This window comes from Phycisphaeraceae bacterium (genome assembly GCA_020851465.1).
Classification (GTDB): Bacteria; Planctomycetota; Phycisphaerae; order Phycisphaerales; family Phycisphaeraceae; genus JADZCR01.
On the sequence record JADZCR010000006.1, the window covers coordinates 533,790 to 558,292 of the forward strand.

General features: G+C 51.3%; 23 protein-coding genes and 1 tRNA gene. 11 read left to right on the forward strand and 13 right to left on the reverse strand.

All coding sequences use genetic code 11. From position 1 onward, the window contains the following. Window positions 1-67: 67 nt before the first annotated feature. Entirely contained in the window at window positions 68-469 is a 402-nt protein-coding gene (locus IT444_08775; protein MCC7192860.1) for a DUF192 domain-containing protein, read from the reverse strand. A 92-nt stretch (window positions 470-561) separates the two neighbouring features. Beyond that, window positions 562-1,527 carry a tRNA glutamyl-Q(34) synthetase GluQRS gene (gluQRS, locus tag IT444_08780; GenBank protein MCC7192861.1) on the reverse strand — a complete coding sequence of 322 codons (966 nt, stop codon included), beginning with the start codon at window positions 1,525-1,527 and terminating at the stop codon, window positions 562-564. 28 nt (window positions 1,528-1,555) lie between these two features. On the opposite strand from gluQRS, the gene purN reads away from it, so the two are divergent. Continuing rightward, on the forward strand, window positions 1,556-2,164 hold the full coding sequence (gene purN / locus IT444_08785) for a phosphoribosylglycinamide formyltransferase (GenBank protein ID MCC7192862.1): 609 nt from the start codon (window positions 1,556-1,558) through the stop codon (window positions 2,162-2,164). Between the two features lie 245 nt (window positions 2,165-2,409). On the opposite strand, the gene IT444_08790 is transcribed toward purN, so the two are convergent. The 4 genes from IT444_08790 to IT444_08805 form a co-directional block, all read right to left on the reverse strand. After that, window positions 2,410-3,684, reverse strand: a complete 1,275-nt coding sequence (locus tag IT444_08790; GenBank protein ID MCC7192863.1) for a hypothetical protein — start codon at window positions 3,682-3,684, stop codon at window positions 2,410-2,412. Between the two features lie 73 nt (window positions 3,685-3,757). Further along, entirely contained in the window at window positions 3,758-4,537 is a 780-nt protein-coding gene (locus tag IT444_08795) for a cytochrome b N-terminal domain-containing protein (protein ID MCC7192864.1), read from the reverse strand. Between the two features lie 105 nt (window positions 4,538-4,642). After that, window positions 4,643-5,689, reverse strand: coding sequence for a Rieske 2Fe-2S domain-containing protein (locus IT444_08800; GenBank protein ID MCC7192865.1), 1,047 nt, complete (start codon window positions 5,687-5,689; stop codon window positions 4,643-4,645). 45 nt (window positions 5,690-5,734) lie between these two features. Next, complete coding sequence (locus tag IT444_08805) at window positions 5,735-6,769, reverse strand: HEAT repeat domain-containing protein (protein ID MCC7192866.1); 1,035 nt, start codon at window positions 6,767-6,769, stop codon at window positions 5,735-5,737. Between the two features lie 433 nt (window positions 6,770-7,202). Here IT444_08805 and shc point away from each other — a divergent pair, with 433 nt between their 5' ends. Both shc and IT444_08815 read left to right on the forward strand, forming a co-directional pair. Continuing rightward, entirely contained in the window at window positions 7,203-9,239 is a 2,037-nt protein-coding gene (gene shc, locus IT444_08810; protein ID MCC7192867.1) for a squalene--hopene cyclase, read from the forward strand. Between the two features lie 119 nt (window positions 9,240-9,358). Beyond that, window positions 9,359-10,771 carry a hypothetical protein gene (locus IT444_08815; GenBank protein MCC7192868.1) on the forward strand — a complete coding sequence of 471 codons (1,413 nt, stop codon included), beginning with the start codon at window positions 9,359-9,361 and terminating at the stop codon, window positions 10,769-10,771. Between the two features lie 15 nt (window positions 10,772-10,786). Here IT444_08815 and IT444_08820 read toward each other — a convergent pair whose 3' ends face one another. From IT444_08820 to IT444_08835, 4 genes are all read right to left on the reverse strand, one after another. After that, entirely contained in the window at window positions 10,787-11,848 is a 1,062-nt protein-coding gene (locus tag IT444_08820; GenBank protein MCC7192869.1) for a protein arginine kinase, read from the reverse strand. Beyond that, window positions 11,845-12,351: a UvrB/UvrC motif-containing protein gene (locus IT444_08825; protein MCC7192870.1), complete on the reverse strand. Its 507-nt coding sequence runs from the start codon at window positions 12,349-12,351 to the stop codon at window positions 11,845-11,847. Before IT444_08825 ends, IT444_08820 begins: the two co-directional genes overlap by 4 nt. A gap of 112 nt (window positions 12,352-12,463) precedes the next feature. Beyond that, window positions 12,464-13,279: an acyl-ACP--UDP-N-acetylglucosamine O-acyltransferase gene (gene lpxA, locus IT444_08830; protein ID MCC7192871.1), complete on the reverse strand. Its 816-nt coding sequence runs from the start codon at window positions 13,277-13,279 to the stop codon at window positions 12,464-12,466. A 185-nt stretch (window positions 13,280-13,464) separates the two neighbouring features. Further along, window positions 13,465-13,538 (reverse strand) — tRNA-Arg (locus IT444_08835). 152 nt (window positions 13,539-13,690) lie between these two features. On the opposite strand from IT444_08835, the gene IT444_08840 reads away from it, so the two are divergent. Further along, entirely contained in the window at window positions 13,691-14,404 is a 714-nt protein-coding gene (locus IT444_08840; protein ID MCC7192872.1) for a phosphatidylserine decarboxylase, read from the forward strand. Window positions 14,405-14,468: 64 nt separating this feature from the next. Here IT444_08840 and IT444_08845 read toward each other — a convergent pair whose 3' ends face one another. Together IT444_08845 and IT444_08850 are read right to left on the reverse strand one after the other, a co-directional pair. Then, window positions 14,469-16,013 (reverse strand): extracellular solute-binding protein, encoded by a 1,545-nt coding sequence (locus tag IT444_08845; GenBank protein MCC7192873.1) that lies wholly within the window; start codon window positions 16,011-16,013, stop codon window positions 14,469-14,471. 73 nt (window positions 16,014-16,086) lie between these two features. After that, window positions 16,087-17,319 carry a glycerate kinase gene (locus tag IT444_08850; protein ID MCC7192874.1) on the reverse strand — a complete coding sequence of 411 codons (1,233 nt, stop codon included), beginning with the start codon at window positions 17,317-17,319 and terminating at the stop codon, window positions 16,087-16,089. Between the two features lie 67 nt (window positions 17,320-17,386). Here IT444_08850 and IT444_08855 point away from each other — a divergent pair, with 67 nt between their 5' ends. The 5 genes from IT444_08855 (at window position 17,387) to ndk (ending at window position 21,825) form a co-directional block, all read left to right on the forward strand. Then, window positions 17,387-18,058, forward strand: a complete 672-nt coding sequence (locus tag IT444_08855; GenBank protein ID MCC7192875.1) for a carbohydrate-binding family 9-like protein — start codon at window positions 17,387-17,389, stop codon at window positions 18,056-18,058. 186 nt (window positions 18,059-18,244) lie between these two features. Further along, window positions 18,245-19,096, forward strand: coding sequence for a hypothetical protein (locus IT444_08860; GenBank protein MCC7192876.1), 852 nt, complete (start codon window positions 18,245-18,247; stop codon window positions 19,094-19,096). Between the two features lie 129 nt (window positions 19,097-19,225). Then, complete coding sequence (gene amrS / locus IT444_08865; GenBank protein MCC7192877.1) at window positions 19,226-20,308, forward strand: AmmeMemoRadiSam system radical SAM enzyme; 1,083 nt, start codon at window positions 19,226-19,228, stop codon at window positions 20,306-20,308. Window positions 20,309-20,370: 62 nt separating this feature from the next. Then, window positions 20,371-21,207 (forward strand): AmmeMemoRadiSam system protein B, encoded by an 837-nt coding sequence (gene amrB, locus IT444_08870; GenBank protein MCC7192878.1) that lies wholly within the window; start codon window positions 20,371-20,373, stop codon window positions 21,205-21,207. Between the two features lie 147 nt (window positions 21,208-21,354). Then, window positions 21,355-21,825: a nucleoside-diphosphate kinase gene (gene ndk / locus IT444_08875; GenBank protein MCC7192879.1), complete on the forward strand. Its 471-nt coding sequence runs from the start codon at window positions 21,355-21,357 to the stop codon at window positions 21,823-21,825. A gap of 57 nt (window positions 21,826-21,882) precedes the next feature. Here the strand turns inward: ndk and IT444_08880 are convergent, their stop codons facing one another. After that, window positions 21,883-22,395 (reverse strand): gamma carbonic anhydrase family protein, encoded by a 513-nt coding sequence (locus IT444_08880; GenBank protein ID MCC7192880.1) that lies wholly within the window; start codon window positions 22,393-22,395, stop codon window positions 21,883-21,885. 573 nt (window positions 22,396-22,968) lie between these two features. Between IT444_08880 and IT444_08885 the strand changes: the two genes are divergently transcribed. Then, a complete protein-coding gene (locus tag IT444_08885) occupies window positions 22,969-23,682 on the forward strand; it encodes a prepilin-type N-terminal cleavage/methylation domain-containing protein (GenBank protein ID MCC7192881.1) in 714 nt (237 codons plus the stop codon). Further along, entirely contained in the window at window positions 23,667-24,494 is an 828-nt protein-coding gene (locus IT444_08890) for a DUF4198 domain-containing protein (protein ID MCC7192882.1), read from the forward strand. Before IT444_08885 ends, IT444_08890 begins: the two co-directional genes overlap by 16 nt. Window positions 24,495-24,503: the final 9 nt, after the last annotated feature.

Sequence of the window (24,503 nt, forward strand, 5' to 3'; positions counted from 1 at the left end):
GGATCATGCCGGCGATAACAGAACTTGTGACGTTTATCGTCGGCAATCGATCCAAGACCTCATCGTCTCAGCGTACGCTGGCCTTAAGTTCTTCAAGCGGGAGGTTGATCTTCTGACCTCTTTTGAGGCCGAGTATGCGGGTCGTTCCGCCTTTGAGCTCAATGGCAAATTGGCCAGGGGATTCGCTCCAATAAAGATGCAGATCATTCTCACGGGAGGGGTCGTTACGAATTTCAGGTTGCTCGACCTGCATTTCATACCAATTCAAGACACGTCCGGTAGGGCCGAGAAATATAACGTCAATCGGAACGGAGCACCGTCGCATCACCATCGCAAGTTTATGCTCACTTTTAAAGACAAATAACATCCCACCATCCGCTGCGATTTGAGAACGATCTGATAGCCCCTGATACGCTGCTTCCCGTGTAAGAGCGAGTTCAAGATGAAACTGGTGCCCGTTGATTTCCACGTCCAGTGGACTCGTCAGCGGAGATGAAGAATCAGAGCACCCCCCGATTGCAGATGCGAATAGCAACAGGAAAAGACAGCCTGACCTCAAAATTATCGTTCGAGTATCCATGAGTGATCTTCGTATGTAAACATAGCGGGCTGGCGGGGGAGTCGAGCCAGTGAAAAACGCTCAGCAAACTCGACCGCAGATAGAGGCTGCCGTGTGGCTTCAACACCACTCCAATAGGCCAGGAGGCCAATAATGCGCTCGACAGGCACATTCAACTTACGATAGGTGGCGAGCCGTGAATCACCATGACGTTTAGCCAAACGACGGCCGTCGCTCCCAAGAACAAGAGGCACATGCCAATATTGAGGCAGGGGGCTGTAGCCGAGCAATTCATAGAGCCAACGCTGGCGGGCTGCGGAGGAAAGCAAGTCGTCGCCACGGACGATATCGGTGACACCTTGTCGGACATCATCAACAACGACCGCCAATTGATAAGCCGGTAGACCAGCCTTGGTCGCCACAACGAAATCACCTACCAGTCGGTCAAGATCAAATCTTTGCTGGCCGGCAATAGAGTCAGTGAAAATAATCTCTCGTGACGGCGCGATAACCCTCCAGGAACTTTGCGAACTTACATCGAATGGCGTGCTCAAGTTAGCTGGTCGGCAGGTTCCTGGATACCGTAACTCATGCTCGTCCGCGTGTGGCGCAGTTTGCGCTCGTTCGATCTCCTGTCGAGTACATACACATGGATAGATCTTGTGATCCTGTGCCAATTGATCAAGTGCTGTTTGGTATGGAGATAAATCAGCTAATTGAAATACCGGTCCTTCATCCCAACTAAGGCCGAGCCATTGAAGATCATCAATAGCCTGAATATCTGCTCCCGCCTTAACTCGAGGGGTATCCAGATCCTCAATACGTAAAATAATTTTCCAGTTGTTTTGTTTTGCAAGAGCCCAATTGATGAGAAAAGTCCTAGCATTCCCCAAGTGAAGAGCACCGGTGGGGGAGGGAGCTAGACGGGTTTTGCGAGGCGAGTCGATACAGCATTCCAGTGTGGTCAAGCGAAGTACGGATGATTATCGTAGCAGCATGGTTGAGTCGCCCGAAATTCCAAAGTTCAACAAACCAATCCGACTGGCTGTCTTACTGAGCGGAGGCGGATCCACACTCCAAAATATCGCGAACGCTATCAATCGCAAAGACTTGGATGCGAAAATCGTCTGTGTGATAAGTTCACGGTCCGATGCTTATGGTGTCCAGCGTGCAGCGCAACTCGGCCTACCGTGTCAGGTCGTGGAACGTAAGGCAATCCCTGCTGTAAAAGAGTTTTCGGATGCAATATTCGGCACTATCAGGAAATCCCAGTCAGACCTTGTCTGCCTGGCTGGATTTTTGAGCCTGATTGAAATCCCACCTGACTTTGTAGGACGTGTTTTGAATATCCACCCTGCTTTACTACCAAGTTTTGGTGGCAAAGGCATGCATGGTCATCATGTGCACGAGGCTGTGTTAAATGCTGGCTGCAAAGTAAGTGGCTGCACCGTACATCTGGCGGATCAAACATATGACACTGGACGAATCCTTATTCAGCGATGCTGCCAGGTATCATCGAGTGATACGCCAGAAACACTCGCCAAACGCGTATTTGAACAAGAGTGCATCGCCTATCCCGAGGCAATTCGATTGTTTGTAAAATAGCCACAGATGAGTAGCAAACGGAAGATCGCCTCTCTACTTCTAGTCTAGGTTTTACAACGTCCGATAATGTATGTTATGTATAACTAGGACGATGCAACTCAATTTCCCGGTCTCAAATCACACGCGGCACAATGTCGCTTCCCGTTGCTGTTCTCTTGTTGTGTTCATGTTTCAGGGAACTCTCCCGCTCATAAAAAAGCCCCGCATCATTGCAGGGCTTTTCATGCAATCAGTCTGTAGATGCGTCAGAGATTCAGATTAAATTCTGGCAAGTAAACAAAGTACTTCAACACAAGCAACCAGCGGAGCACCATCTTTAGCGGCAGCATGGCAAGAAACACGAACAGAACAGCCATCACATAAAATCTCGGACCGCCCATCTGGGCTCGGAGACGCCGAAACACCGTCTTTGCAAGGATCACCGGCAGTATAAAAATCCAGAAGATACTAAATACAATACCTGGAGCTTCACGAACAAATGGGTAAATGGCTCCGTGTGATTGCTGAGTCGGCAACGGACGGTCAAGGCCAAACCCTAATAGATTTTTGCCGTTCCAGAAATATTCACTGAGGTTGATGTTGGTCAGCGGTACCTGGAGATGAGAATCCCAATACTGATAAGGACCAAAAAAGTTCCAGTTCGGCCCACGGAGAAATGTGCCGAAAACGATCAGCACCACCCAAAGAATCAGAAATCCGAATAACCAGACGCTGATGGCAAACTTGCGTTCTTTAAGCGTGTAGTAGCCGTTTCCTTTGGGGTTCGTGTCGATATACGGCATGGCAATCAGGCCAACGACAATAAGCCCGGGTAAGAGAACACCTGCCATCCACGGATCGAAATAGACGAGCATTTCCTGGAGACCAAGAAAGTACCATGGGGCCTTGGAAGGATTGGGGGGCCCTGCCGGGTTAGCTGGGCTTTCAAGCGGCGCAGGTAAGGCTATCGCCCAGACGACGAGTGCAGTCATCGCGATGACAAGGCAGAGCAACTCGATATAAACCAGGTCCGGCCAAACCAAGACTTTATCTTCACGATCTTGCGATACCAGAGGAATCCCAGCTTCAAGACGAGCATCGTTACTGGCAGCTTCACGAAAAGCGACCCACAGGGTGATCATCGTTCCAAGAAGCATGATGGTGATAGGCACGTTGTCAGCTTTGGTGATAATCGACCGGTAATCGGGATCAATCACCATACTTCCAAAGTAGAACAAGCAGAAAATGATCAGCAAGGGCAACGCAATAACTGGTTTGGTCCACTGCCGGTAATAGACGAGCATCAACACAAACAGCGGCATGAAGAAAAAGCTGAGACTTAATTCAGGCACACTCAAAGCGTCAACCAGCGATTTGAACCCTTCTATGGATGTTGGAGCCGGAACCGTTCCTCGAATAAGCTTCAAGGCCATAGGGCTGATCATCAGAATGAGCATCAGCAGGCCAACGATGTTGCGGCTGCGGCTACCCGGATCGCGCGGTGGTACGTAGGTCGACGGACTTGAAGCAGTGGTGGACATGGATTCAAAACGTCCTTGTTAGCATCTGGCGAAAGACTGAAAAGCTACACTCCCCCACTCTCCCGCAGTCAGTTCACATTGGCCCGCTAATGCCGCCATCCTTGCGGATGCGCCAAAAGTGAACCGCAATGAGTACTGCAGTAGCTAAAGGCAGCGCTATACAGTGAAGAACGTAGAAACGCATGAGAGCGTTTTCACCGACGCTCGTACCTGCCAGCAGCAGATACGCGGCATCTGATCGCGTGGTTACAAACGGCACACCACCGGGCATCATGAGGACATCGCTGAATGGTCCAGACATGCCCAGGAATGGGGTGGCTTTACCCATGTTTGATCCGACGGTAATCGCCCAAATCGCGAGCTGGTCCCAAGGCAAGAGATACCCTGTAAATGAGAGCAACATCGTCAAGACAAGCAGTATTACGCCGACGCCCCAGTTGAACTCGCGAGGTGGCTTGTATGAGCCGGTGAGGAAGACACGCATCATGTGCAGCCAGATCGCAATGATCATGGCATGCGCCCCCCATCGGTGAATTTCCCGGAGAACCCCCAGCGTCACGTGTGCTCGCAGTGCCTGAATGTCGGAATAAGCGTACTCAGGTACCGGTCGGTAATAAAACATCAGCAAGACACCGCTGATGGTTTCTGCAAGAAACAGAAAGAATGTCAGCCCACCCATACACCACGTAAACGAAAGGCGAATACCGCTCTTACGCACCGCGACGGGGTGAAGATGGAGGAACACGTTGGACATCACCGCCATGACGCGCGTACGTCTATCTCGCGGAATGCCGTGGCGAAAGATGGAGTTCCAGACTTGGGTGGAACGGATGTAGCTAAGGGGGCTCATCATTTTACAATTACTGCAATCAGGGGTTCAGTATCGGTAATGATTACAAAGATAACGGGTTTGGCAGGAGTTGTCCTGTGAAATACAAAAAACTAAAAAGTATCTCAGCTAGACCGTGATAAATGCCCCTGGCAATCCCCACTGCTGAAGCTCCTGTCGAAACTTCTGTGACTTGTCCACAACGATAAAATCGCCATCCATCGAAAGCTTAAATCGCTCGAGGGGACGTGGCGCGGGTCCTTCAAAATTAACGCCACTCATGTAATAACCCGACCCGTGACAAGGACACTTAAATTTCTGATCTCCCGGCAACCAGTTGGGGATGCAACCCAAGTGGGTACATATCGTGCTGATCGCGACGAGCTTATGGTCGGGAAGATGTGCGATCCACACCTGCTGAGAGCCTTTGAAATGTTCATATACCCCGACTTCTGCAAAGTCAGTCAGCCGGCCGGCGCGAAAAGTGCTTGGCGGCTCCTTGGTGACTTTGGGAACAAAAAACGTCTGAAATCCACCAGCGGCGATCGCCCCAACCGCAGCAAGCGATCCCCAAGCTACGGCCAATGACCACGCGAACTGACGTCGCGTTACGTTCATTGCGCTGGTGAGCCCTTCCGCCTTAGCGCGGATTCGTTCCGCAACACTTGGTCGTGGACGAGCAAAGCCACTACCGACCATTGCCGCCGCCATGGCATCAGGAGGGGCGGAGTCAGGCAGTGCGGCGGCGATAGCCTCCGCTGGAGCCTTAGCACGACGCACCTCGATAGGCGGCCCACCAGCACTTCGACTGCCGCTGGTATGAGCTGTGCGTAAAAGCGAAGCCCACTTCGGAGCAGGTGGGCCATCGTAAACTGGTGCCGCAGATTTTTTCGCAGCCCCTCCCCCACCACCCGTGGCCGCTGCTGCAGGGGCCGCCTCTTTCTCCTTCCAAGCCGCTGGTTCCGGACCTTCAACGTCAATTGTTTCGAACTTAATGACCTCGACCGGACAACCTTCGGCCGCTACAAGAATCGACGGAGTTAATGGTTTGGTAAATTCTGCTTTCAGCGCATCGGGGCGGATGACGCAGGTTTCTTCCTGCACATCGAACACCTCGGGGCAGTCCGCTTCACACGCGTCGCAGACGATGCATCCTGGCGCGATCCAGACCTTCACGACTTCCTTGTGTGTTTCGGCCATTGGAGTAACTACCTATTCCTATTACGGCTGCGCAGGCATTTCGTTCACCTTTGCGCCATCTTCACTGAGTATTCTATGCGCAGCCGCTCTGATCACACGGCTGGGATCCTTCTCTACAATCTGACGGATTTTATCCCGCACGATTTGAGAAGGCATCGTTCTTGCCGCAGCGAGAACAGAAAGTATAACGCGATCCTGTGTTCCAGGCGACATAGGGTGTTGCGGACCTTCAAGCAGTTCCGGCTGGCTGGCGAGATATTCACGGTTCAGAAGAAGGTCGGCTACATATTGAGCCCCCTGCTCATCTCCGAGACGAGCCAAGGCAATGGCGGAGTTCCACACTGCTTCACGTTGTTCGAGTCCCTGAACTGTCATTGCCTCATGAAGCGCAGCGATGATAGTTGCGTCACCATGCGGCGCAAGCTCACCAAGAGCTGCGGCAGACTTAGCGCGGACAATCGGGGTATCGTCACTTAGGAGTACGGTAAGCCGCGACACTGCAGTACGGGCCTGCTCTTTGTTTGGCCATGCCAGGATTCCTGATATGGCTCCTTCACGGATTCGCGGTAATGGGGAACTCAATCGCTCGACAATCGCTTCAAATCCTTTTGGTTGACCTAATCGGCCAATTGCCATGAGAAGATATGCCTGAAGCGCATCTTCGTGGTCCCCTACATTTTCTCGCAGAATCTCGACTAGTGCATCACTGACCTTGGCCTTATCAGCGTCTTTCACGCTGGGGATCATCGTGGCGATGTTGTAGGCTGCAAGCGAACGATCTTTATAGCGAGGGTCCTGAAGGTTGTACGCCATCTTGCCCGCGCCGCTGGATTGCTTGAGTTTCAAAATCTGACTATCCAAGGTATCGCTGGCACCGGCGATCTTGCCAAAAAGCAGTGCAACCCCGACCGCTACGATGACGATGATCGCTGGGATAACAACCAGTTGTGCCATTTGTCGAGCAAAACTCGGCGGAGGTGGAATAGCAACTTCATCTTGAGACGAGGTAACGGAAGCATCTACCTGTCCCAGAGGCACACCTGGTGGCAGAGGCATTGCCTCATTGTTTTTAAGATTGGAACTATGCGATTCACTCATGTTGGCAGGCTTCGATTGCGGATAGTTGAGATGCATTATCGTAGGGAATCATACTGGCGAAGCAAAGCGGCGATTGTTACCTCAGTACCATCTGCACAAGCTCTTGAATTAATCAAATTCTATTGCTGTTGTTGATTAAAGTCTCTTCGAAGAACTACGATCTTGCGCAAACAACTTAAACTGAATCACCATCGACAGATCCCATTTTTCATACTAGAATAATGTCGATAGCGACATCGATTGTGTGTGATTGTTGGATAGATGATGATTGCTTTTTGGTCGGGGCTCCTCTTTTATTGAGGGCGTCTTGGTTTGTATTCTTGGCCGGCGTAGGCTTTGTCGTGACCACGAAGCATTATGATTTGGTGTCCCTGTAGTCGGATGGAGCGGCATGAAGAGTCCTTCCTTGCCAGATGTTGTTCTTTCTACCGCGGAAGCCTCCGTCGAGACTCTTGCCTCCCCTATCCCAGTTGGCGCGTCCGTCAAGGAAACAACTTCAACGGTATCAACCGCGTTGCTTCGTCGCGCCTTCAAGCAACTGCACAGATCTGTCAATACTCTGCTGAGCGAACAGAAGCCTGAAGGTTACTGGTGTGCAGAATTACAAGGCGATTCCATTCTCGAAAGCGAGTACATCCTCCTTAAGTGGATTATCGAGCAGGAACACGATCCACGGCTTCCTCTGATCGCCAACTACTTACGAAGTCTTCAGACGCCCGAGGGTTCATGGGTGCAGTACCCCGGAGCCAAGCACGATCTAAGTGCTACGGTCAAAGGCTATTTTGCTCTCAAGCTCATGGGCGACGATCCCAATGCGCCGCACATGAAGCGTGCCCGTGATCTGATTCGTAATCTTGGTGGTGCGGAGTTGTGCAATAGTTTTACGAAGTTTTACTTGGCTGCGCTGGGTCAGGTGCGATACGACGCAGTACCGTCGATCCCGCCTGAGATCGTATTTCTTCCAAAATGGTTTTATTTCAACCTTGACAAAGTCAGTGCGTGGACGCGCACGATGATCACACCGCTATCGATCGTCGCGACTCACAAGCACTGTCGAAAACGGCCATTGACGCCTGAGCAGAGCATTGATGAGCTTTATCTCAATCAGAAAGCCCGCCATCGTCTCTTGGCCAGCGGTGATGCTCATCGCACATGGGCGACCATTTTTTTATCTCTCGATCGAGTGATAAAGGTTGTGGACCGTTTCGGCATGACACCGCTCCGCCGTCGCGCCTTGAAGCGTATTGAACAGTGGCTTGTGGACCATACGGAGCGATCCGATGGCCTGGGAGCGATCTTCCCGCCAATGGTCTATATCACTATTGCGTTACGGTGCCTTGGCTATCCCGATGATCACCCGCTTCTATTAGCTGCGGAAAGGCATCTCGATGATCTCATGATCCATGATGAGGCGAATAATCAAATTCGCATTCAGCCCTGCCACAGTCCGATCTGGGATACGGGGATTGCACTTTACGCCCTAAGTGAGGCAGGGCTAACAGGTGTTGAAGAACCATTGCGACGTTGTGCTGACTGGCTTGTACAGAAGGAATGTCGTCAACCCGGCGATTGGGTGACCCATGCGCGACATGCAGTGGAGCCTAGTGGCTGGTATTTCGAATTCAATAATGGGTTCTACCCAGATGTGGACGACACCGCGATGGTAGCGATGGCACTCCATCGTATTGGTAGCCCTGACGCACTGCTTGCTGCCCGTCGTGGAGTGAACTGGCTACTGGCATTACAGAACGATGACGGCGGTTGGGCGGCCTTCGATCGTAACACACATAATCGTTCACTTTATGAACACGTACCCTTCGCAGACCACAACGCGATTCAGGATCCAAGTTGCCCCGACATCACCGGTCGTACACTCGAGTGTTTAGGACATCATGGCTTCGAGCCCAGCCACCCTTCCGTACAAAAAGCGATTAAATTTATTCGCTCCAAGCAGGAACCGGAAGGCTGCTGGTTTGGCCGCTGGGGTGTGAACTATATCTACGGAAGCTGGCAGGTACTCTGCGGCTTGAGAACCATTGGTCAGAGCATGCAGGCCGATTGGGTGCTCAAGGCAGGACAGTGGCTTCGCAGCGTACAGAAACCTGACGGCTCATTCGGTGAATCAGCAGACACTTATGAAAACCGCGCTCTGATGGGTATCGGACCATCAACTCCAAGCCAGACCGCATGGGGCACGATGGCGATGCTGGCCGTGTACGGTCCAAATGATCTCGGTGTGCAACGAGGTATTACCTGGCTGCTTGATCATCAACTGGAATCTGGCACGTGGGATGAGCCGTGGTTTACCGGTACGGGTTTCCCTAAAGTGTTCTACCTGCGCTATCACCTCTACCGCCTCTACTTCCCCGTGATGTGCATCGGTCGTTGGTTAAAGATGCAGGGGAATCCGGAAAGCAACCAAGCGTGATTTGCCCCCGTGAAGTTATCGCAGGGATATACTTCATTTTTATCTCTAGTTTCTGATTTAATAAGAGAACCTCGGCACAGCAAGGTCAAGGGGACTCATCCATCCATGTGGAGCCAGCTATGTCTTCGCTTGTGCGCGATATTGCTTCCCGTCGTGAGCTGTTTATTGATTACCACCTCATTGATCGGCTAGTTGGTTGCCGGCTCCAGCTCCAGCAACCACGACTGGCAGGTATCGCGGTAACTTTCAACGAACCGTGGGAAGGTCGTTTTTCAGCTTGTATCACCACCTTGAAAGATGGTGCTCTTTATCGCATGTACTACCGCGGGTTACCCAACGATAACGCTGACGGTTCAACGGCGGAATGCACCTGCTATGCGGAAAGTCACGATGGTGTGAATTGGATCAAACCTCAATTCTCCCGGCATGCTTATGCAGAGCACACGCGCAACAACATCATCATCTACAACCAACCGCCAGCTTCACATAACTTTTCGCCGTTCATCGACACCCGTCCCGGAGTACCTGAATCGGAAAGGCTAAAGGCGGTCGCAGGCTTGCACGAATCCGGGATTTTTGTCTATTCCTCGGGAGACGGCATCAACTGGCAGAAGTTGAGTGATAGTCCCGTGCTGAAGTCAACCAATGGATATGCATTTGATTCTCAAAACGTCGCTTTCTGGTCACAGCAGGAAGGCTGCTACGTTTTTTATTTTCGTACCTGGCACGGATTTAAAAAGTGGGGAGAGGCAGGCTATCGATGGGTCAGTCGTTCAACGTCTGAGGATTTTCTGCATTGGACAGACCCGGTTGAAATGGTGGTTTCAGATCGTGCTGAGCTGCAGCCTGAACACATTTACACACAAGGCACGCATCCCTATTTTCGCGCTCCGCATATTTACGTAAGCCTTGCTGCGAGATTCATGGAGAAGAAGCAAATACTCAGCGATCAGGATGCGATGATGCTCGGCGTCGCCAAGGGATATTACAACGATTGCTCCGATACGGTTCTCATGACCAGCCGAGGAAAAAACAGGTATGACCGGTGTTTTATGGAAAGTTTTGTACGGCCAGGGCCTGGGCTGAATAACTGGGTATCACGCACAAACTATGCAGGACTCGGTGTGGTACCTACAGGGAGTGAGGAAATGAGCTTTTATGCGCACCGTGACTATGCGCAACTCTCTTGTCACGCGGCCCGATACATACTTCGTACGGATGGTTTTGTAAGTGTCAATGCCCCCTTTGCTGGCGGCGAGTTAGTTTCTCACCCTCTCCGATTTATAGGGCAGAAACTCCTGCTCAATTTTGCTACTTCTGCGGCAGGCGAAATCAAGGTGGAATTACAAGATGACACAGGAGAGCCGCTGCCTGGTTATCGCCTTGAGGAATCAGTTCCACTCGTTGGTGATTACATTGAACGTGAAGTTCGTTGGGTCGGTGGTACGAGTGTTTCTACTCTTACAGGAAGGCCCACCCGTGTACGCTTCGTGATGCAAGATGCTGACTTGTTTGCAATGCAGTTTCGATAGTATTTTCAGGAAGTGCTATCGGTCGTTCAATCGCTGGCGAATCAAAGTCGCACGTGCTTCACGTCGTGCAGCAGGAGCCATTTCGTGACCGGTGAGCTTCTGAAGATGCGCCGGCTGTGTAAGCAGAAATAGCTCGTTAAGCGTACGAATATCGACTCGGTCGATTCTGCCGAGATTCACACCCAGTCTCAGATGGCTGAAAAGGCCCAGCACTTCCTCGCTACCCATGACACGAGCATTGGTGAGAAGCGCCCATGCACGCCATACTCTGTCATCGAGCTGCGAGAGACGCTGTCGCAGGAGTGCCTGCCGCGCCTGTTGTTCGTAAGCGATGATTTGTGGAACTACGGTGTTTTGAAAATCAGCGAGGATTTCCTGTTCAGTTCGACCAAGAGTTGTCTGGTTTGAAACTTGATAGAGATCGCCGAGAGCATCTGATCCCTCTCCGAACATTCCTCGTACCGCCAGGTGCATGTCGCGAGCTGCACGGCGCACTTTCTCAATCTCCCCTGTGAGTTTGAGCGCAGGCAGGTGAAGCATGACACTCACACGGATACCCGTACCTGCATTTGTTGGACACGCAGTGAGATAACCAAAGCGACGGCTGTAAGCAAAGTCGAGTGTATTTTCGAGTACGTCATCAATCCGATTGATCTGGTCAAAAGCTTCTGACAATTGCATGCCGCTGCGGAGAACCTGGATGCGGAGATGGTCCTCCTCGTTAACCATAATGGCGAAGGTTTCATCCGCTCCGACGCCTACGGCTCGTGAAAGTTCGGCCCCGGCCTGAGCATGCTGCCGACTGATCAGATGCCGTTCGACAAGCAAGAGACGATCGAGATCTGTGCTTTCAACCAGATCAACCCAGAGCACATTATCTGCGAGCCGTCCGCTCATCACCTCATTTTTACACCGATCGAGCAGATCGAGCTGTTGTCTGCGACTAGCATGACCCACAAACGGATACCCAGCGATATTACGAGCCAGACGAATTCGGCTTGAAATGACAATTTCACTATGAGGGCCTGCGCCACGGAGCCATTCGCCAGCGTGATCTGTTAACTGCCTCAGATTCATGAGGGTTGTCCCTCAAATTTTCTCAGGTCATCGCGAAGTCGAGCTGCTAATTCATAGTCTTCAGCCGCGACTGCTTCCGCCAGCCGCTTACGCATCAGTAAAAGATCGTTTTGTCGCTGCTCTCCCGGCCCGGCACGCCGTGGCACTTTACCAATATGGTGCGTTGCCCCCTCATGTGCACGCTCGATTAAAGGTGAGAGCACCGCATCAAAAGCGGTATAGCATTGTGGGCAACCCAGCAAGCCATGCTCCCGGAACTTTGCGAATGTCATTCCGCAGTTGTCGCAGACGATCTCAGTCTGCGTCGTCATCCCGCTGTGTTTTTTCACGAAATTGGTCAATAGTTCATTGATCGGGGTGTGCGAGGTGAAGGATTTAACCACGCCTTGTTCTGCTGCGTGGTCTTCGCAAAGGTGCTTTTCGACCTTCTGACCTTTGATAATCGATACCTCGTGATGCACTGCATCTTTGGCGCAAAGGTCACATTTACGTTTGAGGCCCATGTCGCTTTAATTTTAGGAAGGCGGAATACACCGTTCAATCCACCGATAACTATTGTATCGGCCAGGAATACTCAAATCTTGGATATAGACAGATGACACTATGGGCTACTTTTCATGTTTCCTCTGACGCCATCATCCGGCCGCTTGGGATGAATGAGGTTATTCCCCGTTTTGACGTTTTCACAAAAGCGATCAGTTCCTGCCCCATGGAGTCACAAGTCACCGTGGGATTGGCTTCCAGCACTTCAATCGCACGAGGGAGAGGTAATCGCTGGCGGTAAAGGACCGTAAAGGCTTCACGTAAGGCAGCAATATTGTCACGCAGTCCGGCACGGCGGAGTCCCACCAGATTCAATCCTGCCACAGCCCGTGAAGTAATGACCAAGCAGAAGGGTGGAAGATCCTGTACAAGTACTGCCCCACCGCCGAGCATTGACATCCGACCTAATCGGCAGAATTGGTGAACCCCTGCCCCTCCGCCGAGAATGACACGATCTTCTATTGTCACATGCCCTGCCAGCAAGGCTCCATTTGCCAGAGTGCAATCATTTCCTACCACGACATCATGGCCTGCATGGCTGTTAACCATAAACATGTTGCGGTGACCAATCGTCGTCGGTTTAGTGCCCGTAGCACGATGAACAGTTACCCCTTCGCGAAATAGATTAGCATCCCCGATCACCGTGCCTGCGCCGGCTGTTTCAAGATTAAACTTCCAGTCCTGTGGTTCATACCCCAGTGAGACGTTGGGATAAAGAACATTCCTCTCTCCAAGAATGAGCGGCCCTTTTAAAGATACACGTTCGAGCAATCGCGTGCCCTTGCCGATTTGTACAGCACCGCGCACCATACACCACGGTCCAATTTCGACATCTTCAGCCAACTTGGCTTGCGGATCCACAATGCTGCTGGGGTGAATCTTTGGCATCGTTGGGTATGTGGGATAAAGCAGATGGCAGGTGGAGGATATTAGCAGAATGGTTGCGGACTCGGCGATGCTTCCTCCTGTTGTTGCAACATCTCCGAGCAAATACGGATGGGGGATAGATAAAGTGTTAAGCAGTTGACTTAACAAAAGCCTCTGAGAAACAGAGCTTTTACGGGAAATTCCAATGTGCCCGGAAGGAGTCGAACCTTCAACCTGCGGATCCGTAGTCCGCCGCTCTATCCAATTGAGCTACGGGCACAATGCTGATAACTCAGCGGGGCAAAATAGTAGCCCCCACGGTACCGCGTCGCAAGTGACACAGTTCGTGGGTGATTACAATCCACGACACAAGTAAATGCGGTAGTGACTCGACTTGTCATTGAGTCCGAAAATTACACGGATGTGTCAACAATGAAGCTTACTCTTTACGGACGACGAGAATGGATTACGATCATTTTACTTAGCGCAATCATTTCTGGCCTTGGTGTCTGGTTTCGTTGGTGGTGGCTCAGTGGCGTATCTGTTATCTTTGCATTTGTACTGCTCAGCTTCTTTCGCGATCCTAACCGCCGGATACCGACACAGAAAGGAATCATGGTCAGCCCCGCTGATGGAAAGATCAGTTCCATCCACCACCTTGACCACTTTGAGCCACTCTCAGGACCGGCCACATGTATTCGTATTTTTCTCAGCGTGGCTGATGTACATGTAAATCGTGCCCCCTGCCACGGACAGGTAGCCTCGATCTCGCCCAAACCTGGCCTATACCTCAACGCCCTCAATCCCAAAAGTGCGGAAGTTAACGAGTCCAATCTCTTAGTACTCGTCCATCCGATTAAGCGCACTCCCATCGCCGCGGTCCGTCAGGTTTCCGGCCTTATTGCCAGAACTATCGTATGTGGCGTGAACGTGGGTGATACGCTCCAGCGCGGCCAACGATTTGGCATGATCAAGTTCGGATCAACAACCGAGCTTTATATTCCTGATGCTGCCCGCCCGGAAGTCTCGGTACGACAAGGCCAGATGGTTAAAGGCGGAGAATCAATTTTAGCACAAGTAAATCCAAGTCTTTTCCCAGAGCCTTCAGGGACCACTGCTATAACCATAGATCATGCTGCGGTCTAGAACCGTTCCGCAGCGGTTTACCCTACTTGTCCGATCCCGCAAGATCACCTACTGCTTATTACTTTTACTTGAGTAGTTGCACGACTTGTCGATATTGGTTGCGAAAATATTGAGTCCATCTCAATCTGGCAACAAGCAGACGATCCTTGTTTCTCTCGCCTCGATATTGGTCTTCGTAAGACTTCATGAAGGTAGTCAAAATATTGACGGCCTCGTCATGACGTGGATGCGATTGGTCGGACATCACCACGAACCAATTTAACGCGAGGTCTTCGTCAGGCCATGTCAGTGTCAATTCCTCGGGCATTGCGTAGAAAGCCTTCTCCGCCTCCGCCCGATTTGGATGTGTGGGATGCGTGAGCAAGGCTACCCACGCAGCTTTAAGGTCATCCTGTACATCAATGGCCATTGCCTGTGTAATCGGAGCGACTGTACGGTAGAAGTCTGGCATGCCAGGCGGTAGTTCCTTCGCGAGCTCGTAAGGTTTGATCTGGTCTGCCCAAAGCTTCATCTCTGCATCGTTGTACATATCACGTCGGATCGGTTGGCGTCGCAAGGCAAACTTCTCCGGGCCTCCAGGAGTTCCGACGCGACGCTGCCAGAGTGCTTGAGCTTCGGGGGAAATAAGCCATGCAATGAACTCCAGTGCCAACTCACGATGCGGCGCGCCTCGCAACAAAGTAATCGGATCCGGAGTGATGGCACTCATAAACAGCGGATCGACGTATCCCACTCGGTCGCCGCCTATGGCACCCGCTTGAAAACGTCCGTAAAAATCAATGGACATTCCCATGGCCGCTTCACCGGCAGAGATATCAACCGGCACTTTGGTCGCACTGGAAGTGAAGTACCTGGCGTTTCCAAACATCTGTCGTAGTGTTAACCAGCCTTCGGTCCAGCCAAGTCGGCGAAGAATTGCGTTATACGCCGCCGCCGTTGATCCCGAATGCGAAGGGTCTGCCAACGCCACCCAGCCCTCAAGCTCAGGTGTCGCAAGATCAGCCCAAGTACGCGGCTCGGAGGTGTGGTACATCCGAAGCAGATCGCGATTAAAGACAATCCCGAAACTCGAAAGTACGATCCCCACCCATTTTTTTTCTGGATGGTAAAGCGGAATGTCAGCGATCCTCGGTTGTGGGAAAGCTTTTTCAAATAGATCAGGAGACAAATCAATCGTGTCACTGATCTCTATTTTTTCAAATTGATCACCGCGCTTAATGACAGTTCCTGCAGCAAGGATGTTGTGTTCTACATCACCGCCACCAAAAAACAGATCTTTGCCGATACCCTTTTGTCCGTTGCGAGCTGCGTTTTCAAACTCGGTAATGACTTGTTTGCGTAGATCACTCGTTCCACCGGAACTGCGCCAGTCAAAAATAATTTCCGCTTTATTTTGAGCACGACGCCATCGATTGAAACTACGAGCGATTTCATAACGGATTTGCTCGTTGTGAGGCGAGAGCAGGATCAAACGGAGGTCGTCACTATCACTTGATAAGGGTGTCTCAGCCGAACTGTCATCGCTTGCCTCTGGATGGAGAAGAAACGGTACTCCGATGATGACCGCCAGCAGGGAGACAATGAAGATACGGGGGAGCCAGTCTTTCACGCTGACCTCGTAGGATTTGTAAAGGATACCCGCATGACGGCTGTTCCCTCGCTCCAAACGAGAGTGAGTCCTTTCATCTTCGACTTGTCGACAACCATTGCATCGTCACGTGATATGCGGCCTGCTCGACCAATTCGGGGGCGCGACGCATAGATTGCTCAACCGTTAATCCTTTGCCTATTACGTAAACTTCCGAAAGCCCAGCATGACGGGCCTGATCAGCGGTGATATTCATACTGCCGACCAAGGCGATGGTCCGCACGTCCGCTTCTTGCGCAGCCTGCGCCACTGCCGTGCAAGCTTTGCCTGAAAAAGATTGTTCATCGAGCGTCCCTTCTCCGGTAAGACAGAGGTCACAACCCCTCACCCTCTCACGGAAATGAACCGCTGTGAGAATAAGCTCCGCTCCCGACTGGAGTCTGGCACCTAGAAATGCGACGAGACCTCCACCCAGCCCTCCCGCTGCTCCTGCACCTGGCATTGCTTCCACCTCTTTACCGAGTTCTTTACGCCAAAGCATCGCCAGATGAGTTAGGCCGCGATCCAGTGCTACTACCTGATCCGGGGTTGCTCCCTTTTGCGATCCGTATATCGCGGATGCTCCATCTAGCCCAGTGAGTGGGTTGCGTACATCACATGCCACGATGATTTCCATTTCACGTATGCAGCGGGCGACCTGCGACGTGTCTATTCCTGCGATATCACAAAGCATACCGCCTGTGATGGGTAATGTGATCGCACTGCCAGCGTGAGTCACAAAGCGAACACCCAGTGCCTGCGCTGCTCCGCACCCGCCGTCATTGGTCGCACTACCGCCGATCCCGACGATAATCTTTTTCGCGCCTCGTTCGGCTGCAGCAAGGATAAGCTCACCAGTGCCGTAGGTGCTGGTTTTCGTAGGATCACGTTCCGCAGCCGGAACCAGAACCAGCCCTGAAGCTGCAGCCATCTCAATGACAACGACATTCATCCCACCGCCGAGCACACCCCATGTTGCCATAACGGTTCGTCTGAAGGGCGGATGTGGCTGAGATACATAGGTTTGTATTCGTTCTCCCTGGGTTGCGGAGATCAGAGCATCAACGGTGCCTTCACCGCCATCCGCAATAGGACACTCATCGATTTGTGCAGTCGCAACTGCGCGTCTTACTCCTCGCGCCATTGCCTTGGCTGCGTTTGACGCGGTAAGTGAACCCTTGAATTTATCCGGTGCGATGAGAACCTTCATACGTCTGAAATTGTCGATCACAGCAGGCTCTTTGGAAAGGACGTGATGCCCTCCATGGGCGATTGGAAGATTTGCCATCGACCGTCTTCCATCACACCGAGCTACTTTTGCCTATACTTCCCGCCTTTGCTCACGGGAGACCGCTGTGCGTCGCGCCAGTAAAACGATCGTAGATATTCCTTACACATCCCAATTCACTGTGAATGGCCGCGGCGATCATCCGTCGTGGGAAAAGGCCGAGGCTATTCCAATGCCCTGCCGTCAGGAGTTGCAGGATGCCGCTGACTACAAGACATGGTTTAAGGCTCTATGGTCCCCGATGGGTGTTTATTTTCTGATTGACTGTGCGGACCAACTGCTCACCTGTACCGGTCTTCCTGATAACGGAAATCTTTGGGTCGAAGATGTGGCTGAGGTATTCATCTGGCCAGATGAAACTGTCTCGACGTATTTTGAATATTGCATCAGTCCGATGGGCAACGAGATTCCCATTTTGTGTCCAGATATTGACGGCGAACACATTCCCTGGTTGCCGTGGAATTATCAAGGCCGACGCCGGGTACAAAAGGCGGTCACCGTCCGCGGCGGCGAACAGAAGCCCGGTGCTAAAGTTACGGGCTGGACCTCAGAGTTTTTTATCCCTTACCACCTTCTCGCACCGCTTCGTAACGCTCGTGCTGAGGTCGGCATGACATGGCGTGCTAATGTCTATCGTATTGATTACGACGGAACCATGATCCGCTATTTCGCGTGGAAGCACGTCGGTCAAAGTTTTCATAAATACATGAACTTCCCGACACTGCGATTTTGCAAGTGAAGCGAAACGATTGAATCTGCCTTACAAGAAAAATCAGAGCCCCTCGCCTACCTATCCCAAGCGTGAAATACTATTCACTCTTATCTCTTTGCATACACTGGTGGGTCTGAGATAATGCGCAACCGTCGGGTCTTAACACGGCTAAACCCAAGTTTTGCTTCCACCATCCAAAGCGAGTGACCACTCATGACATTTGCCGTTGATCAATCGATGCATTGGGCTGACCATTACGTTGAATATGGGTTTGCGGTAATCAAGGGTGTGGTTGGCCCTGAATTCATCGATCCAGCTTTAGCAGAAGTTTGTCGGTTGCTAGATCACGAAAACCTGCCTCTAAAGCAATGGACCAAGGAAAACACCCCGACACGCTCACCAGTACCGATTTCAGAATTCAAGGTATGTAACGCTATTTACGATCAGCCGGGTATTCGTAGAATCATTGACACAATGTTCGGCTCGCCGGATCAATGGAACGGCCAGCGTGCGTGGCAACTTTTTGTTACGCCCTACGACACGGATACGAAGGCAGAACTCTCCAAAGGCGGTCATATTGATTTTGTAGAAACTCCGATCCCAACTTTTGGCAGCGGGTTTATGTTCCAGGTTTCCTTGGTGAAATCTGAGCCGTTCAGCGGCAATATCACTATCCTTCCGGGTACTCATAAGCTGGTACAAATGGAACTGGCCAAGCATCCGGAGATTTTTTTCCCCAGCAATCCGTTCTTTAACAACATTTTTGACGTCGAACCATTTGAGTTCGTCGCCGAGCCAGGAGATGTCCTTCTTTTTCACCATCTGGTTGGACACTCAGGTAACAACAACCATGCTACCAATCGCTCACCACGAATCACACTCCACTGCCAGGGGTTGCGGAAAGAGTGGATGAAGGAAATCGATCCCTCTGCAAAAGGACTGAGTCCGTGGCAGCGAAGCTTAGCATTTACAGGCGGTCCTCATAGGCTCAAGCGAGATGAGGAGCAATGGATAATGGAATATCAAAAGACGCGTAAGACCAAGCCGAAGGTCGCAGCCTACTGATCGACGATGCTCTTTGGTGATGATCGCTCTATGTCACAGTCGATAAGCCTTGCCGTCACTTCGAAAGATATTCTGGCAGGTCTTATCTGAGATCAGAGAAATACGCGGACCTGTGAAATAGGATATTTCATGGCTTCTGCGGTCGAGGCACGATGGTGGCATGTCGATAGCCGGACACCCGGCAAGGTTATCTGCACGTTGTGTCCACGCGAGTGCCATATTCCTGAACATAGCCGAGGGTTTTGCTTTGTTCGCGCTAATGAGGGCGGGAAACTCGTCCTCACGACCTATGGCCGAAGCACGGGATTCTGTATCGATCCCATCGAGAAAAAGCCACTCAACCACTTCCTTCCCGGTACACCGGTACTAAGTTTTGGCACCGCAGGTTGTAATCTGGGCTGCAAGTTCTGTCAGAATTGGGATATTTCCAAGAGCCGTGAGATCGACCGGCTCAGCGAGATTGCGTCACCGGATGCCATCGTTGAAGTCGCAGTACAGACAGGTTGCCGCTCCATCGCATTTACCTACAACGATCCCGTGATTTGGACGGAATATGCCATCGATGTAGCCAGAGTTGCCCATGAACGAGGTATCAAAACCGTAGCAGTTACAGCCGGCTACATCAGCCCGGTAGCCAGACGGGAGTTTTTTCAGCATATGGATGCCGCAAACGTGGACCTCAAGGGGTTCACCGAAGCCTTCTATCGCAGGAATTGTCAAACACAGCTTGCGCCGGTTCTCGACACAATCAAGTATCTCTCTTGCGAAACAGAGGTTTGGCAAGAACTGACAAACCTGATAATCCCCGGTGAAAATGATTCCGTGGATGAAACCAAACAGATGTGCGATTGGATTGTGAGCAACCTTGGACAAAATGTGCCGATCCACTTCACCGCATTTCATCCTGATTTCAAAATGCGTGACAAAGTGAATACGCCGCACGAGACACTGATCAGAGCACATGAGATAGCCTTGGCTGCTGGAATACGCTACGCCTATTGCGGAAATGTGAGGAACGTAATGCGTGGCAGTACCTATTGTCACGGGTGCGGCTGCCAACTCATCGAACGAGATTGGTATGAAATCGGTCGTTTTAGTTTGTCAAACAATCGTTGCATGCGATGCGGCACGACCATACCGGGGGTTTTTGAGAACCATGCTGGAACGTGGGGACGCAAACGTCAGCCAGTACGGATTCCCGACATCCCATAAAAACGGAAGCTCCATCTTTACTGAAACTTCCATCAAAAGTAATCCATTTGCGAGAAGCTTAAGTGTCAACGCATCAAGGCTGTATCCGTGCCACTGCCAGAGCAGGACAGTTTTACCCATCAAATGTACTTGAAATGCAGGCAATGGCTGACCAATACCTTGCCCTTGGCAAGAAGCCCCGTCATCCCTATCGCGCGATCATGCTTCCTCACGCAGGATGGATTTACTGCGGCGAGACCCTTGGCAGGACGCTGGGACATTGTCAGATTCCGAATACGGCAATCATCATTGGTCCACGACACACTCCATATGGCTCAAACATTTCTATCGCTTCTCACACCGCGTGGAATATTCCCGGCGCAGCCATACCGATAGCAACGCTCGTTGTGAAGCGGTTAACAACTCTTTTGCCGAGCCTGCCCTGTGAAGCCGATGCACACCGTATGGAACACGGCACGGAAGTGTTATTGCCTTTTCTGTATCAAATGAATCACAACATCCAAATCGTGCCGATGGTGCTTGGACAGGTGAACTATGCCGATACCAATGTGATTGCCAAAGCGCTGGCTTTCGTCGTGAAGGAGCTGGAAACTACAGGCCAGCGACCGCTTCTGGTCATTTCGAGTGATATGAACCACTTCGCTTCAGAAGAGGAAAACCGCAGGCTGGATGGACTGGCCATCGAAGCCATGACCAGTGGCGATACCAAAAAACTCTATGACACCTGCGTCAGGAACGACATCAGCATGTGCGGAGTTATACCTGCGGTGACGATTATGAAGACATTGCAACATGAGACGTCACAGATCAAACCAATACTTATTGATTACACCACGAGCGCAAAAGTTAGCGGTGACACGTCTCGTGTCGTGGGGTACGCAGGAGTCGTAATCGACTAAAAATACCCTGCAAAAGACCAAGTATCGCAAACCAAGTATGCCAATATCGAGTAACGAGCATAAGTACTGCTTGCGGTTACTGATCCAATCCGCCATGATATTTGCCCCACTTTCCGTAATAACCACTTATCTTCCAAGGAACCGACCATGCAGACGACACTTATCATCCTCAAACCCGACGCTGTTCAGCGAAATCTGATGGGACGGATCATCACTCGTTTTGAAGACAAGGGGCTCCAAATTGTCGGAGCGAAGATGTTAAAGATCTCAACCGACCTCGCAGCTCGACATTACGAAGCACATAAGGAGAAAAAGTTTTATCCCAGCTTGGTGAAGTTCATGACCAGCAGCCCCGTCCTCGTCCTGGCAATTCGAGGGAATAACGCGATTGAAGTTTCCCGCAACATGATGGGGGCAACCTTCGGCTCCAAGGCAGCTGGAGGCACAATCCGAGGAGATTTCGGCGTATCTAATTCGTTCAACCTTATCCACGGTTCTGATAGTCCCGAAGCTGCCAAGCGTGAGTTGGACCTCTTCTTTAACGCCGGCGAGATCCATGATTTCACCCGCGCGGTCGATCATTGGGTTTATGATTTGTCCAGCGGAAAAGCGGAGTAAGCATGCCGAAAGAAGCGTCACACGTTGCCGCTTGTGTGAATTGAATTCGCCTGCAGCTTACACCCCGAACGGCTTGGTCCGGACATCGTCCTTACCTAACGAATGAAGACGTCCCATCTCAATGTACCGAGGAGGGATCGCCCGTAGATATTCCTTTTCCTGTTCGGTAACCGGTCGGACTATCTTGCCAGGTACTCCTATGACAACCATGCCATCGGGTACTTCCATCCCCGGCGGTACAACAGCTCCGGCGGCGATCATGCAGCCGTTACCAATTTTCGTTCTACCCAGAAGGATGGCTCCCATTCCAATCAGGCAGCCATTGCCGACTCGTTCTCCATGGACAAGTGCGCCGTGACCAATACTTGTGTGACTACCGATGACGTTAGGGAAACCGGCGTCACAGTGAACGACCGCGTTGTCCTGAACATTGGTGCCTTCACCGATGGTGATCTTCGCCACATCACCGCGGATCGAGACTCCATACCAAAGCGTGACGCCTTGGCCAAGCTCAACCTCACCAACAACGCGAGCGGTGTCCGCGAGATAAGCACCATTAATCAAGCGCATGGTCATATGGTGATTGTAGTAATCGCAATTAATTTAGCAGTAACCTCTCTTTGTTCGCAAGAAAGTTGAATTCGATTACTTGGTGTCTTACGATTCGCTCGTGATTCATCGTGTCTCTCGAATATTTGTATTGGTCTGGATGTCTGTGTGGTTCGGCTATGTAATGCCGTTCCATGAGCGAGGGGCCGTAACACTTGGTGGTACGGCATGGCAGTCCGCTGATGTGTCACGGTTTTGCTGTGAGACTCCAGCGAAACCCCATCACAAAGGTGTTCCGAACTCAACCAATGATCCGGTTCGCCGCTGCGCGGTTTGTTTTTTAACAGCACTCCTCCAGACGGCTCCGGTTGTTGAATGGTCAATCCCTAAGTTAACGCTTCTCCAGGTGCTTGACGTCGTCTCACGTGGTGATATTACCGATCCACCCACGCTCACAACTCCCTTTAGTCGCGGCCCACCTGCTTTCTTTTCTGTCTAATCGATTTTCATTAACCACTCGATCTGGCGCAACGTTTCAGGTACGGTGGTTACGCCACTACCTCATCCACTACCTCAAAGAAGAAAGAGTTCGATATGTTTTTGCCCCGTCACCGCAGCATTGCGGTTCGGTATGCTTTCACTCTCATTGAATTACTCGTGGTTGTCTCGATCATAGGGCTTCTCGTCGGCATCTTATTGCCAGTACTCGCATCAGCACGTGCTGCAGCGAAGGCGAGTATCTGTTTATCTAATGTGCGTCTCATTGGTGTCGCAGCACACATGTACGCGCAGCAGTCACCCGGCGATGCCTGGGTCGGCTATCCTGGTCCCGGCAGCGATCGCAAGGTGTTGTTGTATCCATACACCAATTCCGGCACCAGTAATTCTGATCGCCATATTCGACAGCTATGGCATTGTCCGGAAGCAAAGACGCAACTCAACGTCACCACCGGCATCGAGGATGTTGAAGCAAGCTACGGGTTTAACACTTATCTGAACTTCATACCACTTCGACTGATCATGCGGCCTGCAGAAACAGTCGCTTTGTGCGACGCAGGCCTCAACGACGATCTGCTCCCTCGCACCGCAACACACGTAATGCCTCCGTCAACATTGAGCAATAACATCCTCTGCCGCCCCAACCCGCGACACTCCAAGTCAGTAAATGTCGCGTTTGTGGACGGACACGCATCAGCCCTGAAGATGATTCCACCTTTTTACCCCAACGAGGCAGGCGTCTGGCTCGGTAATGGGATCACTGATCCGAATAACCCAAACTACAAGGATGAATTATGGGATCTTCGTTGAAACATTGGCCTCCTTTCCATACGTGCTTCGCCACCGTAACTCTCTTCTTGATGCTGCTTTCGACTGCACATGCACATGACATCTGGATCGAAGTCGGCACGCCGATCGTTCGTGAAGGAGATACCGTCAAGACTGATCTATTTTTGGGGAACCATGGCAATAATCATCGCGACTTCAAACAATCGGGTAAGGTTGATCCAAAGAATATTTGCTGCGAGTTGATTGCTCCCAATGGCACAAAATGTGACTTTGGTGCGGATCTCGTTGATACGAGGCTGGACTCCAAGGAGGGCTGTTGGACCGCGCAACTCAAAGGAAGTTCACAGGGACTTCATATGGTTGTCGTCACATCGGATCAGGTCGTGAAGTATGCCCCGACTCGATCAATCAAATGTGCTAAGACATACTTTCTCGTCACTGACACTCTGGATCGCCCATCATCAGATGAAAAAGGATTTGACCGTATCGCGGGCGTTCCATTCGAATTAGTTCCACTGAGTAATCCGGTCGCTCCGACGGAACCTGGGACACCCATCAAGGTGAAGTTGCTTTATAAGGGCAAGCCTATGGCGGATACAGTTGTTTCCTTTATTCCACGAGGCGTGACACTGGCAGAGGACTTCGACGAGCACTACGAGCGAAGGACGGATGCGGAAGGTACTGCAAGCTTCGAGCCTGAATCACCCAACGATTACCTCATTGTGGCTCACCACAATGAACCCAAGGAAAATGGCGATAGTTTTGAAAATACGAAATACTCAGCGACGTTAACGGTCAAAGTGACCGCTAAATGCGATTGCTGCGGTGAATGATTCGTCATT